General features: G+C 63.5%; 11 protein-coding genes. 3 read left to right on the top strand and 8 right to left on the bottom strand.

The annotated features are described in order from the left end of the window. Window positions 1-136: 136 nt before the first annotated feature. The 3 genes from nagZ to FLM52_04290 all read right to left on the bottom strand — a co-directional run bounded on the left by nagZ (window position 137) and on the right by FLM52_04290 (window position 2,767). The gene (gene nagZ / locus FLM52_04300; GenBank protein ID NVN55017.1) at window positions 137-1,288 is read right to left on the bottom strand and encodes a beta-N-acetylhexosaminidase; all 1,152 of its coding nucleotides are present in this window, start codon (window positions 1,286-1,288) and stop codon (window positions 137-139) included. A gap of 259 nt (window positions 1,289-1,547) precedes the next feature. Further along, window positions 1,548-2,090, bottom strand: a complete 543-nt coding sequence (locus FLM52_04295; GenBank protein NVN55016.1) for a L,D-transpeptidase — start codon at window positions 2,088-2,090, stop codon at window positions 1,548-1,550. Next, window positions 2,090-2,767, bottom strand: coding sequence for a TetR/AcrR family transcriptional regulator (locus tag FLM52_04290; GenBank protein ID NVN55015.1), 678 nt, complete (start codon window positions 2,765-2,767; stop codon window positions 2,090-2,092). Before FLM52_04290 ends, FLM52_04295 begins: the two co-directional genes overlap by 1 nt. A gap of 557 nt (window positions 2,768-3,324) precedes the next feature. Between FLM52_04290 and lexA the strand changes: the two genes are divergently transcribed. Continuing rightward, window positions 3,325-3,954 carry a transcriptional repressor LexA gene (gene lexA / locus FLM52_04285; protein ID NVN55014.1) on the top strand — a complete coding sequence of 210 codons (630 nt, stop codon included), beginning with the start codon at window positions 3,325-3,327 and terminating at the stop codon, window positions 3,952-3,954. 173 nt (window positions 3,955-4,127) lie between these two features. Here the strand turns inward: lexA and FLM52_04280 are convergent, their stop codons facing one another. From FLM52_04280 to topA, 3 genes are all read right to left on the bottom strand, one after another. Beyond that, window positions 4,128-4,367 (bottom strand): hypothetical protein, encoded by a 240-nt coding sequence (locus FLM52_04280; protein NVN55013.1) that lies wholly within the window; start codon window positions 4,365-4,367, stop codon window positions 4,128-4,130. A 252-nt stretch (window positions 4,368-4,619) separates the two neighbouring features. Beyond that, a complete protein-coding gene (locus tag FLM52_04275) occupies window positions 4,620-5,099 on the bottom strand; it encodes a hypothetical protein (GenBank protein NVN55012.1) in 480 nt (159 codons plus the stop codon). After that, window positions 5,099-7,741 carry a type I DNA topoisomerase gene (gene topA, locus FLM52_04270; GenBank protein NVN55011.1) on the bottom strand — a complete coding sequence of 881 codons (2,643 nt, stop codon included), beginning with the start codon at window positions 7,739-7,741 and terminating at the stop codon, window positions 5,099-5,101. The genes FLM52_04275 and topA overlap by 1 nt, the downstream gene beginning before the upstream one ends. Window positions 7,742-8,431: 690 nt before the next feature. Here topA and pyk point away from each other — a divergent pair. Both pyk and FLM52_04260 read left to right on the top strand, forming a co-directional pair. After that, window positions 8,432-9,901, top strand: a complete 1,470-nt coding sequence (gene pyk / locus FLM52_04265; GenBank protein NVN55010.1) for a pyruvate kinase — start codon at window positions 8,432-8,434, stop codon at window positions 9,899-9,901. A gap of 79 nt (window positions 9,902-9,980) precedes the next feature. Then, the gene (locus FLM52_04260; protein NVN55009.1) at window positions 9,981-10,454 is read left to right on the top strand and encodes a methylglyoxal synthase; all 474 of its coding nucleotides are present in this window, start codon (window positions 9,981-9,983) and stop codon (window positions 10,452-10,454) included. Between the two features lie 200 nt (window positions 10,455-10,654). On the opposite strand, the gene FLM52_04255 is transcribed toward FLM52_04260, so the two are convergent. Both FLM52_04255 and FLM52_04250 read right to left on the bottom strand, forming a co-directional pair. Then, window positions 10,655-11,344 carry an isochorismatase family protein gene (locus FLM52_04255; protein NVN55008.1) on the bottom strand — a complete coding sequence of 230 codons (690 nt, stop codon included), beginning with the start codon at window positions 11,342-11,344 and terminating at the stop codon, window positions 10,655-10,657. Window positions 11,345-11,572: 228 nt separating this feature from the next. Continuing rightward, a complete protein-coding gene (locus tag FLM52_04250; GenBank protein NVN55007.1) occupies window positions 11,573-12,280 on the bottom strand; it encodes a hypothetical protein in 708 nt (235 codons plus the stop codon). Between the last annotated feature and the right edge of the window lie 84 nt (window positions 12,281-12,364).

The raw sequence follows: 12,364 nt of genomic DNA, 5'->3' as shown, positions 1-12,364 counted from the left end.
AGCGGCTCGACCCATTGATTGATCATCTCTTCGGCAGGCGCTGCCAGCTTATCGGCAGCAGCCTCGGTGGCGGATTGCTCAGCCATGGGAATTCCTTGCCAGTCTTCGACTCGAAAAGGCACCGCGTGCCTGATTATTACGCGCTACCGGACTCAGAGGCCGACCGTGCATCAGACGCGTCAGACGCCTCGGCGGTACCAGGCGTGCCCGAAGGCATGGCGACCTGCTGTGATGCCTGACTGGCCGCCATCGATTCGAGCCTCGCGTGAGTGCGCCGCCAGCGTGCCAACCCCACCAGACCATCAAGCGTCGGGCGAGCCCGCGCATAGCGCAGACGCGCCTGGCGCTTGCCACGGTGGCGCTGCTCATCGTCATCGAGGCTGTCGAGCACTTCGCGCGCGGCGGCAGGGTCATTGCAGACCAGCGCCATGTCGCAGCCGGCGTCCAGCGCCAGGCGCGCACGCTCTGCCGGGCTGCCTTCCGCGACGGCCGCCGCCATGCCGAGATCATCGGAGAAGATGGCGCCCTTGAAGCCGAACTCTTCGCGCAGCAGGCCCAACCAGCTGGGCGAAAAGCCCGCGGGACGTGCATCGAAATCCGGATAGATCACATGCGCCGGCATCACGCCGCCCAGGCGCTCGGCGAGGGCCGCGAAGGGCTTGAGATCATGCTCGCGCAGCTCGCGGAACGGACGCGGATCGACCACGCGCTCCAGATGGGTATCGGCCGAGATGCCACCATGCCCCGGGTAGTGCTTGCCGACGGCGGACATGCCCGCCTCCTGCAGCCCGTCGATGAAGGCGCCGCCCACCGCGATGACGTCTTCCGGCGTGGCGCCGAAGCTGCGATCGCCAATGATGGTCGAGCCCGCCACATCGATATCCAGTACCGGCGCAAAGGTGATATCACAGCCGATGGCTGCCATTTCCATGCCCAGCAGCCAGCCGGCATCGCGTGCCAGCCCCAGGCCTGCGGCCTGGGCGTCTTCGCCGCAGCCATCACAGTCACGCCCGAGACAGCACTGTGCCAGGCTGCGCATCGACGGTAGGCGTGTCACGCCCTCACGCAGACGCTGGACGCGCCCGCCTTCCTGATCGATGGCGATCAGCAGGTGGGGATTGACGCTGCGAATCTCGCGGCTCAGCTCCAGCACCTGCTCGGGAGAAGCACAGTTGCGCGCAAACAGGATGACGCCCCCGACGGCAGGACGTGCCAGCAGTTCACGTTCGTCGCGGGCGAGAGTCAGCCCCGCAACATCGACCATTACGGAGCCCAGTGGCTGTGTCATGTCATCCTTCCTGTCCATGGCCTGCGGCAGTGATATCCCATGCAGAGAGAGATCACGGCCGCCAGGACTTCATGTCTTTTACGGGGCTCGGCAGCCTGGAAGAAACGCGATGAATCAGGCTGCCAGCGCGAGGAAAGGCGCAATTCTAGCCGACTGAACCCCTATCGAACAGTCGCGGCCAGCTGCGCCCCGGCAAGGGGCTGTCACGCAAGTTCCGGTGACAGCTCATGGAGGGTATCAGACTCGGGCCCCAGCGCCTTCAGGGATGCAGCAGCACCGGAGTGCCAGGCATAGCCTCGGCAAATAGTCGCAGCAGGTCATCATCGCGCAAGCGAATGCAGCCATGGGACGCCGCTACCCCCATGGGCTCCGTGCTGGGCGTGCCATGAAAATAGATATAACGGCGCAGGCTATCGACCCGCTCACCGCGAGCATTGCGACCGCGGTTGATGCCCGGCTCGCGGCCACTGAGCCATAGAATGCGCGTCAGGATCCAGTCACGCTCTGGATGCTCCAAGGCAAGCTCGGGGGTAAATACCTCGCCCGTGAAGCGCCGTCCACGATAGACGGCGCCACGCGGGTTGCCTGCCCCGATGGCGGCACGAATCACATGCCAGCCGCTTGGCGTGCAACCGCTGCCATCGAGCTCGCCGATACCGTTGAGGCCGCTGGAGATCGCGCAGGCGTACACCAGCGCGTCAGGGGCAGCCACGGAGGGCGGCGCATCACGACTGCCACTCGGCGCGTCATTGCGTATCTCAAGGCTCTGGCGCGCGAGATCCACCGCTACCCAGCAGGCCATCAGCTGGCCGCCTGGGTGGCCGCCTCACCATCCTCGAGCGAGGCCGGCAACGGCGCTGCCATCGCCGCGACCACCACCGGACGCATGTGCTGGATCAGCTCACGCACCGTGGTGTGATGGCCGTACTCGGCCTCCTCGATATCCCGCAGTGCATCCAGGCCCGAGAAGGTGAAGATCACGCTGCCGAGCATGAAGTGCAGGCGCCAGAAGCGCTCGTTGTCCGGCAGATCAGGCGTCGCCAGCTTCAAAAGCTCGGCGAAGCGACTGAAGACCGTGCCGTAGTGCTCGCGAATATAGCGCCGCATGTGGCCCTGACCCTGGGTGTAGGCAAGCCCGAGCAGGCGCATGAAGGTACGCAGGCTGTTGCGCTCGGCCGGCACCTCCAGCACGGTACGCGCCATCACCTCCAGCAGGACCTCCAGCGGCACCTGACGCCCGGCGTATTGCTTCTCGACACTGTCGAGTGCCGCGTGGAAACGCTCACTGAACGGATCGAGATAGCGCGCGAAGACCGCCTGGATCAGCGATTTCTTGGAGCCGAAGTGGTAGTTCACCGCCGCCAGATTGACCTTGGCCTTGCTGGTGATGTTGCGCAGTGAGGTCTCGGCGAAACCACGCTCGGCGAACAGCACCTCGGCAGTATCGAGGATGCGGGTAACGGTATCGGTCTGGGCCATGGGCGGAACCCTTGTCAGGTAGAAGAGGACTGGAGTCGTAGGTCACGACGCAAGCGCCGCGCGGCGACTCTCTCATGAGGTGGTGCAGGTTCACCGGAAGGCCACGTACGATATCGGCTCGTTTGATCACGACACACGTGAGTACGACACAAGTGAGTACGACACATCCGAACACTGCCATCGGCGAACATTCGTTTGAAACACTTTGATTCTAGCGCGCCATGCCATGACTGACAATTCTCTCGCGTTTCAAACGCCAGAGGTTTAGCTGAGCCTGATATTCCTTCAATGCAGACCGTGCCGATTCAAGGACTCGTCGTGCTCGGTGACAGCCCCCTCCCCGCAGGGCCACACCGGATTGACCTCGCGACAGCTTGCCTTGGATATCGACAAGCCAAGTCGGCAGACGGCGATATCTCGACGACTACCTGCCCTTTGAGGCCTCCACACAAGCCAGGATGCCTTGCATGACTGCCATGACTGGATACAATGACAGTTGTATGGATGCACACCCCGTGCCGTCAGCTCAAGATGCCGCCCAGGCCAAAGGCAATGCCATGACCCAGCCGCTTACTCCGCGCCAGCAGGATGTCTTCGACTTCATCATCAAGACCATCAAGTCCTCTGGCTACCCGCCGACGCGGGCCGAAATCGCCCAGGCGCTGGGCTTTCGCTCGCCGAATGCCGCCGAGGAGCATCTGCGTGCCCTCAAGCGCAAGGGCGCCATCGAAATGGTGCCGGGCACCTCACGCGGCATTCGCGTGCCGTCGCTGGCTGACGTCGACGACAGCGCCAACGATGGCCTGCCGGTGATCGGGGAAGTGGCCGCCGGCAGCCCGATTCTTGCCAGCGAGCATATCGACCGTCACTGCCCGCTGCCGAGCGACTACTTCTCGCCGGCTGCCGACTACCTGCTGCGTGTGCGCGGCGTGTCGATGAAGGACGTGGGAATTCTGGAAGGCGACCTGCTGGCCGTGCACCGCACCACCAGCGTGCGTGACGGGCAGATCGTGGTGGCACGCCTGGGAGATGAAGTCACCGTCAAGCGCTTCCGTCGTGACGGGCACTACGTGTGGCTGGAAGCCGAAAACGAGGACTTCTCGCCGATCAAGGTCGACCTGCGCACGGACAGCCTGGAGATCGAGGGTCTCGGGGTAGGCGTCATCCGCGATGGTGGCCTGCACTGAGGCCTTGACCAGCTGCGCCTTGAGCAACAGAACCTTGCCCAGCAGCACTTTTTCATCAGGGCTTTTCTCGCAGAGCTTCTCTCGCAGAGCCCTGAGCAACGGAAAAGCCGCACGCATTGCACAAAAAACCCGCCTCGAGGCGGGTTTTTTGTGCGCGAAGCGCGAACGATGCATCAGTGCACGATGCCTTCCGACTGCTCGCCCTTGTCTTCTTCGCCATCCCAGAGGCGAGTCCGGGTGATGGCGTGGTCGATCATCTCACGCGCGACCTCGAAACGATTGTCACGCAGCAGATCAGCGGCCTCGTCCGAAATGCGAATGCTGAGCAGCGGCTCACCTTCGCTTTCCGCGGCGCGCAGAATCACTTCACCATCTTCCATTTGCACAATTTCAAGTACGGCGGGATCGGACACGTCATTCCTCCTGCACGGCATCTCGCGAGATACCGGCGTCGTTGTAATCGTCAGCGCGACGGCTGGCAAGCCCGGCACCGCGTTGCCATCAGCGACGCAGAAAAAAGTACGACCACAGCCAGAGCCATGGTCGTACCGGAGAATGCAGGGCTTGCCACAATGCAATCAGTCTAGCACCCGTGAAGGCGAAACGTCACCCGATTGCCATGCGCCAGTCACCACCAGCGTGCAGCACCAGATCAACGCCTTGACCTACCACTCGACGCTCGACTCGCGCAGCTGCGGCAGCAGCGCCTTGAATGCCGTGATGGCGGCGCTGAGACGCTCGGCCAGCGAGGCGCTCGAGGCTGCCGCGATGATCAGACCATCACCCCGCGAACGCGATTCCTCGCGGCGAGCGACGCCACCCTCTTCATGCAGACGGGTCACATCCGCGATCAGCTCAGACAACCAGCTGTCAGGACGTTCCAGCAGGCTGCGCAGCTGCTCGACCTCGGCAATGGGCGTCGGTGGTGTGGCCAGGCGCTCGCGCCAGCTACCCTCTGGCCAGCGCGCCGTCACGGCACACTCTTCCAGCAATGACGCCAGCGCCAGCTCCAGCAGGGCGAGCGCGCCCTCTTCACCGGCCATGCGACGCGCCACGGCATGCTCATCGTCGCCAGAGACCGCTGATTGGGCCAGCAGCAACTCGGCCTGATACAGCAGCTGATTGGTACGGGCACGCTGGCTCATCAGCTCTTGGCTCCCTTGCGCTTGTCCTCGACGACCCAGCGGCCGTTGTCGTAGGTCGCCTTCCAGCCGGTCGCCTTGCCTTCCTCATCGGTCATGACGTACTGAGCCTTGACCTTGCGTGAGAAGCGAATCTGTGCCGGACGTCCATCCGGGTCCTGATCCGGGGCCTCGAGAATGAAGTGATACTTCTCCGGCAACTCGTCGGCGTGCGCCTTGAGCTCCTTGACCAGCGGCGGACGCGTCTCGCGATTCTTGGGGAACTGGCTGGCCGCCAGGAACAGACCACTGGCGCCATCGCGCAGCACGTAGTGGTCCTCGACCTTGACGCAGGCAAGTTCCGGCATCGGAATCGGGTCCATCTTCGGCGGCGCCACTTCACCGGACTTGAGCAGCTTGCGGGTGTTCTTGCAATTCTCGTTGGTGCAGCCGAAGTACTTGCCGAAACGCCCGGTCTTGAGCTGCATGTCGGAGCCGCACTTGTCGCACTCGATCACCGGGCCATCGTAGCCCTTGATGCGGAACTGACCTTCCTCGACCTCGTGACCGACACAGTCCGGGCTATTGCCGCAGACGTGCAGCTTGCGCTGCTCATCGATCAGGTAGCTGTCCATCGCGGTGGCGCAGATCGGGCAGCGACGCTTGGCGCGCAGCGCATCCGTCTCGGCATCTTCACCGGCATCGGCCGCCACGGCTTCATCGCCCGGCAGCAGATCGATGGTGGTCTTGCAGCGCTCCTTGGGCGGAAGGTTGTAGCCGGAACAGCCCAGGAAGACCCCGGTCGAGGCGGTACGAATCTGCATCTCACGCCCGCAGGTCGGGCAGGCGATGTCCGTCGGCACCGGCTGGTTCGGACGCATGCCCTCTTCGGACTGGGCGTGGTCCAGCTCGGCCTTGAACTCGGCGTAGAAGGTGTCCAGCAGCTCGCGCCAGTTGCGCCCGCCGTTGGCCACCTCATCGAGGTAGTCTTCCATGCGCGCCGTGAAGCCGAAGTCCATCAAATCCTTGAAGGACTCACTGAGGCGATCGGTGACGATGTCGCCCAATTTCTCGGCATAGAAGCGACGGTTTTCCAGCGCCACGTAGCCACGGTCCTGGATGGTGGAGATGATGGCGGCATAGGTGGACGGACGACCGATACCACGCTTTTCCAGCTCCTTGACCAGGCTGGCCTCGGTGTAACGCGCCGTGGGCTTGGTGAAGTGCTGCAGCGGCTGCAGCTCGACCAGGTCCAGCGTCTCGCCGATGGCAAGATCCGGCAGCGACTGGTCCTCTTCCTTCTTGCCCATCGGTTTCATGACACGCGTGTAGCCGTCGAACTTGAGCACACGGCCCTTGGCGCGCAGCTCATAGCCATCCACTTCGATGGTCAGCGTGGACGACAGGTATTCGGCCGGCAGCATCTGACAGGCCACGAATTGGCGCCAGATCAGCTCATACAAACGCTCGGCATCACGCTCCATGCCGGCGAGGTCGGTGGCACGACGCGTCACCTCGGAAGGACGAATCGCCTCGTGCGCCTCCTGGGCGCCCTCCTTGCTGGAGTAGACGTTGGCCGCTTCCGGCAGATAGTTGCTGCCGTATTCCTCGCTGATGAAGTCACGCGCCGTGGCGACCGCGTCCGCCGACAGGTTGGTCGAGTCGGTACGCATGTAGGTGATGTAACCCGCTTCGTAGAGACGCTGGGCCATCATCATGGTCTTCTTGACCGAGAAGCCGAGACGACCACTGGCCGCCTGCTGCAGGGTCGAGGTAATGAACGGCGCATTCGGCTTGGAGCGTGTCGGCTTGTCTTCACGATTGGTGATCGCGAGTCTGGCCGTGCGCAGCGCCGCGATACGATCCATCGTCTCCTTCTCGCTGGTAGGACGGAAGGCCTTGCCATCCTGACGTGCCAGCTCGAAACGGATCGCCTCACCACTGGCGGCGGCCAGCTCGGCGTGGACATCCCAGAACTCTTCGGGGATGAAGGCGCGGATCTCGCGCTCGCGCTCGACGATCAGACGCACGGCGACCGACTGCACACGACCGGCGGACAGACCACGGGCGACCTTGGCCCACAGCAGCGGCGAGACCATGAAACCCACGACGCGATCCAGATAGCGGCGCGCCTGCTGGGCATGCACGCGGTCCATCTTCAGCTCACCCGGCTCATCGAAGGCTGCCGTGATCGCCTTCTTGGTGATCTCGTTGAACACCACGCGCTTGTAACGCGAATCGTCGCCACCGATGGTCTCGCGCAGGTGCCAGGCAATCGCCTCACCTTCGCGGTCCAGATCCGTCGCGAGATAGATGGTGTCGGCCTTCTCGGCCAGACGCGTCAGTTCGGAGACAACCTTCTCCTTGCCGGGCAGGATCTCATAATGCGCCTCCCAGCCATTCTCCGGGTCGACCCCCATGCGGCGGATCAACTGGATCTTGGCCTTCTGTGCCTTGTGAGCCGCCTTGGCCTCGGGCGACATCTTGCGAGTCTCCGCCGCCTGACGGGCACGTTCCTTGGGGTCGGTGGCCTGCTTGCCGCTCCCGCTGGTCGGAAGGTCGCGGATGTGCCCGACACTCGACTTCACCACGAAATCGTTGCCGAGATACTTGTTGATGGTCTTGGCCTTGGCGGGCGACTCGACGATCACCAGTGACTTGCCCATGGTTGCTCGCATCTCCTGGCCAGCGCTGATTGCGCCGGCGAATGACTCGTCGCGCTGGGTTTTGTCCCAGCCGAAAAATGCGCCTACCCTACCCCAGCATTTCAGCGCTGACCAGCAATGTTGAGACTGACGCCTCGTCAGGGCGGCTCGACAGGGCGCCTCTGCGACAGCCTCGAGACATGCCCTGCCACCCGCCACGTCAGCATGCAGCATGCGCCGAATGACATCGACAGCCGCCAGGCGTGTGATCGTGGGCAATCCGGCCTTCGAGCCGGGTTTGAGCATAGGTCACCAGCGCATGGCAGCGGTCAACGGGCCCGATACATGGATCCGGCACAGGGTCTGCGCAGGGCCGATGAGCGGAAATTTCGCTCAGCAGGGTATTGCCACTATATAGGTAGCACTGGAATGGCTGTCAGTGAAAGCCAGCCAGCGGACATTGGCATGACGCAGTGCGACAGACCCTCAGGCCTCAGCCCATGTCCGCGTACCCGCGACAACGTATTCGCAACAATCGCTCGGCAGACTTCACGTCATCCCTTGCAGTCCCGATCGTGATCACGAGAATGGACAACGACAGCCGACGATACTCGACAGGCTCCCTTTCAGCCTTCAATGTAGTAAAATGACAACAACCTGGTTTGCGTTTTCAGCCAGTCCATCACGCCAGTGTTCAAGGAGTATGCTTTCATGCCGCACGCGTTCAACGGCCCGATCCGCCGCACCAAGATTGTCGCCACTCTCGGCCCTGCCAGTGACAAGCCGGGTGTGCTCGACGCGATGATTCGTGCCGGAGTCGATGTGGTACGCCTCAACTTCTCCCACGGTAGCCCCGAAGATCACCGCATGCGCGCCGAGGCCGTACGCCAGGCCGCCGCCGCCCAGGGCCGCAGCGTCGCCGTGCTGGGCGACCTGCAGGGTCCGAAGATCCGCATCGCCCGCTTCAAGGATACCGCCGTCAAGCTGAGCGAAGGCCAGCCGTTCATCCTCGATGTCGGCCTGGGCCGCGATGAAGGTACCGCCGAGCGTGTCGGCTGTGACTACCAGGAACTGGCCAATGACGTGGCCGCGGGCGACGTGCTGCTGCTCGACGATGGCCGCGTGGTGCTCGAGGTCAAGGAGCTCAAGGGCAACGAGATCCACACCACCGTCAAGGTCGGCGGCAAGCTGTCCAACAACAAGGGCATCAACAAGCAAGGCGGCGGCCTGTCTGCCGAAGCCCTGACCGACAAGGACAAGGCTGACCTGAAGACCGCCATCGATATCGGCGTCGACTATCTGGCCGTGTCCTTCCCGCGCAGCGGCGCCGACATGCAGCTGGCCCGTGAGCTGCTGGGCGAGGAAGGTCGTGACATCGGTCTGATCGCCAAGGTCGAGCGCGCCGAAGCCGTCGCCGACGACGCCGTGCTGGATGGCATCATCCTCGCCAGTGAAGGCGTGATGGTGGCGCGTGGCGATCTGGGCGTCGAGATTGGCGATGCTCAGCTGATCGGTGTGCAGAAGCGCATGATTCGCCGCGCGCGCAGCCTCAACCGCGTGGTCATCACGGCCACCCAGATGATGGAATCCATGATCAGCGCGCCTCTGCCGACCCGCGCCGAAGTCTTCGACGTCGCCAATGCCGTGCTCGACGGCACCGACGCCGTGATGCTGTCGGCCGAGACCGCTGCCGGCGACTTCCCGGTCGAGACCATCGAGACCATGGACCGGGTCTGCCTGGGTGCCGAACGTGAGCGTGCCGCGCAGGAATCCCAGCACCGCATCCACGAAGGCTTCAGCAAGACCGACGAGACCATCGCGCTGTCCGCGATGTATGCCGCCAACCACCTGACCGGTGTCGTGGCCATCGTGTGCATGACGGAATCCGGCTATACCCCACTGATCGCCTCACGCATCCGCTCCGGCCTGCCCATCGTCGGCCTGGCACAGGACCAGAAGACCCAGCGTCGCATGGCGCTCTACCGTGGCGTGGTGTCACTGCCCTTCGATTCCAGCGAATTGCCGGCGGCGGAAATCAACCGCCGCGCCATCGCGGAGCTGGAAGCTCGCGGCATCGCGACTCGCGGTGACCTGGTGATCCTGACCCGTGGCGATCAGATGAACGCACATGGCGGCACCAACACCATGAAGATCGTCACTGTCGGCAGCACCATCGACTGATCGGCCTCGCTGGCCTCCCGTCTCGGGCCTCTCGAGGCGGGAGGCCAGCGACATTGCCCCATCCTCAGGAGGTCAGGGAATGAGCGAACAACGACCCAGGCGCCAGGCACGGCGCACCCTGCCAGCACGCAAGCGCATTGCGCTGGTGGCGCACGATGGCAAGAAGAATGAAATGCTGGCGTGGGCCAATCGCTGGCGCGATGAACTATCCCGCCACCAGCTGCTGGGCACGGGCACGACTGCCCGCCGCATCAGCAAGGAACTGGGGCTCGAGGTCGAGGGCTTGCTGAGCGGCCCGCTGGGCGGTGATCAGCAGATCGGCACGCGCATCGCCGAAGGCAATCTGGACCTGCTGGTCTTCCTGTGGGACCCCTTCGCGCCGATGCCGCATGATCCTGACGTCAAGGCGTTGCTGCGCCTGGCGGCATTGTGGAACGTGCCGGTCGCCAGCAATGCGGCCAGCGCGGACTTCCTCTTCCACTCGAAGTTGATCTCCGAGGAAGTCGAAGTGGCCGTGCCGGATGCCAACGACTGGGTCAGCACCCGCGCCTGAATGGCGCTGGCTGTTGCCCTATGAAAAGGAAAACGCCGCCTGCTCACAAGAGAGGCGGCGTTTTCCTTTTCATGACCGGATGTTGTAATCAAACTACCTTTTACGCGCACCCAGCGACCTGCCTTGCGAACCTCTGGTGACACTCTTGCGCCGACCTCGCACAGGGGGCTTGTCACGGGCCGTCATTGCATAACGTCAGATCAGGACATCAGCTCAAGCTGACTGGCGATGACCGCACCGCGCGCCGCCATGCAGTAAAGCCCGATGTGATGACTGTCTGCCTGGGGATGCGTCGCCGTAACGGGAAGCCCCAGCTGCTCAACCACTTCAGCCGGCAGGTCGTAGGTGGCACAGCCGGGCTCCAGTACCACGATGTCACGCACCTCGCTCAGCAGGTCGTGATTGCGCGCCGACAGCAACGTCAATACCAGGTCCATCACGCAGATATCGGTACAGATGCCTACCACGACCAGGGTTTCCAGCCCTTCGTCGCTCACCCACTCCTGCAGCGCATTGACTTGGGTATGGGGATCAATCGCGCCGACATAGCCATTGATGCAGTCCTTGCGCACCAGCGTGGCCTGCGGCTCCTCTTTCAGCCAGGCAAGTTCCGCCACCAGCTCATCCTCGCCGCTGCCCTGCTCACAATGGGCGGGATAAGGCGGCTCCGGCTTGCCCGGCGCATGGGAATCAATGAAGGCCAGCAAGGGGCGATTGCGCTCACTGAAGACTCGCGCCAGTATATCGCTGAGAGTGATCATCCTGCTGACCTGGGCATTGGGTGCCTGAGGCGCCAGCGCACCGCCTGCGACCTGACAGAAGCCGTTGATCTCATCGACGATGATCAGCCCGGCCGTCGGCAGCGAGACCGGCACCACGGCCGGCCGCATCGGCAGGCGGGCATCAAGTTCGCCGGGAGTCTTCCACTCGGCGGGAGTGGCAGGAATGCGTTGCACCACGCGAGGTGCCGCGACATCGGATGAAGTCGCGGCGTCCTGCGTCTCTGATATAGAGGATACGAAGGTTGCGGATGAGCGCTGGTCGGAAGACACCATGCAAAAGGCCTCTGATGACGAATGGCCTTCAGCATAACGGAACTCAGGGCCGAGCGGCGACCCTCACCCGGTGGGCTCGCTGGCCCCGGACAGCACGGCGTTGCCCTGCCCTTCATCCACCGTGGCGTCACAGGAAAAGCACTGGCCGCGCACCCGCGCGTGATCACGCCTCAGCACCGCGAATTGCGCCACACGACCGGGGTCATCCTCGATGCGCTGGGCGAGGCACACAAGGCCCGGGCGGCGTGCCAGTGATGGCGGCGCGATGGCCAGCGTATCGCCGCGACTCTCTGCCATGTCCAGTGCATCCGCCATGTGCAGACACTCCACCCGCTCGACCTCCGGCAGGTTCTGCTGCAGCCAGGCATCGCACTCTTCGAACAGAGCCTCCCGTGCCACGATACGCCTCACCGCCGACGGCGAAGCCCCGGGGGGGCCGAGTAGACTGAGACTGATGGCACGGAAGACCCGCCGCTCGACGCAGATGCCCGTCCAGAAGGCCAGGGCCTGATGCGTGGTACGCACTGGACGCTGATGCCCACGCGACCAGGGCACCACGGCGGTATCGATCTCGCCTTCCGCCAGTGCCCTGATGACCTCCTCGATACCTGCGTAAGCCTTGAGCTGGGCGTCGTTGGCATAGAGCTTGAGCGCACACTCGCGCGAGTACCCCCCAAGGCGCCCGGGATAACCCACGCACGAACCATCGGAATCCGGCATCACGCCCTGCGGCGAGATATCGCCGTGGACTTCGCTAGCTGTCACCTTCATACCAGCCCCTCATGCCGATGTCTGAACAAACCTCATCCTGACAACATCATAGCCGTAAACAGAGGTGGCGTTAGGCAAAACCCA

The organism is bacterium Scap17, assembly GCA_013376735.1.
In the GTDB taxonomy this organism is placed as follows: domain Bacteria; phylum Pseudomonadota; class Gammaproteobacteria; order Pseudomonadales; family Halomonadaceae; genus Cobetia.
The sequence above is the reverse complement of the archived record's forward strand: the minus strand, read 5'-3'. Positions and strand labels throughout refer to the sequence as shown.

Excerpts from the sequence above, each read along its gene's own strand:
- nagZ (NVN55017.1), bottom strand. The coding sequence starts at position 1,288 with ATGACACAGCCACTGGGCTCCGTAATGGTCGATGTTGCGGGGCTGACT.
- FLM52_04295 (NVN55016.1), bottom strand. The coding sequence starts at position 2,090 with ATGGCCTGCTGGGTAGCGGTGGATCTCGCGCGCCAGAGCCTTGAGATA.
- FLM52_04290 (NVN55015.1), bottom strand. The coding sequence starts at position 2,767 with ATGGCCCAGACCGATACCGTTACCCGCATCCTCGATACTGCCGAGGTG.
- lexA (NVN55014.1), top strand. The coding sequence starts at position 3,325 with ATGACCCAGCCGCTTACTCCGCGCCAGCAGGATGTCTTCGACTTCATC.
- FLM52_04275 (NVN55012.1), bottom strand. The coding sequence starts at position 5,099 with ATGAGCCAGCGTGCCCGTACCAATCAGCTGCTGTATCAGGCCGAGTTG.
- topA (NVN55011.1), bottom strand. The coding sequence starts at position 7,741 with ATGGGCAAGTCACTGGTGATCGTCGAGTCGCCCGCCAAGGCCAAGACC.
- pyk (NVN55010.1), top strand. The coding sequence starts at position 8,432 with ATGCCGCACGCGTTCAACGGCCCGATCCGCCGCACCAAGATTGTCGCC.
- FLM52_04260 (NVN55009.1), top strand. The coding sequence starts at position 9,981 with ATGAGCGAACAACGACCCAGGCGCCAGGCACGGCGCACCCTGCCAGCA.
- FLM52_04255 (NVN55008.1), bottom strand. The coding sequence starts at position 11,344 with ATGCGGCCGGCCGTGGTGCCGGTCTCGCTGCCGACGGCCGGGCTGATC.
- FLM52_04250 (NVN55007.1), bottom strand. The coding sequence starts at position 12,280 with ATGAAGGTGACAGCTAGCGAAGTCCACGGCGATATCTCGCCGCAGGGC.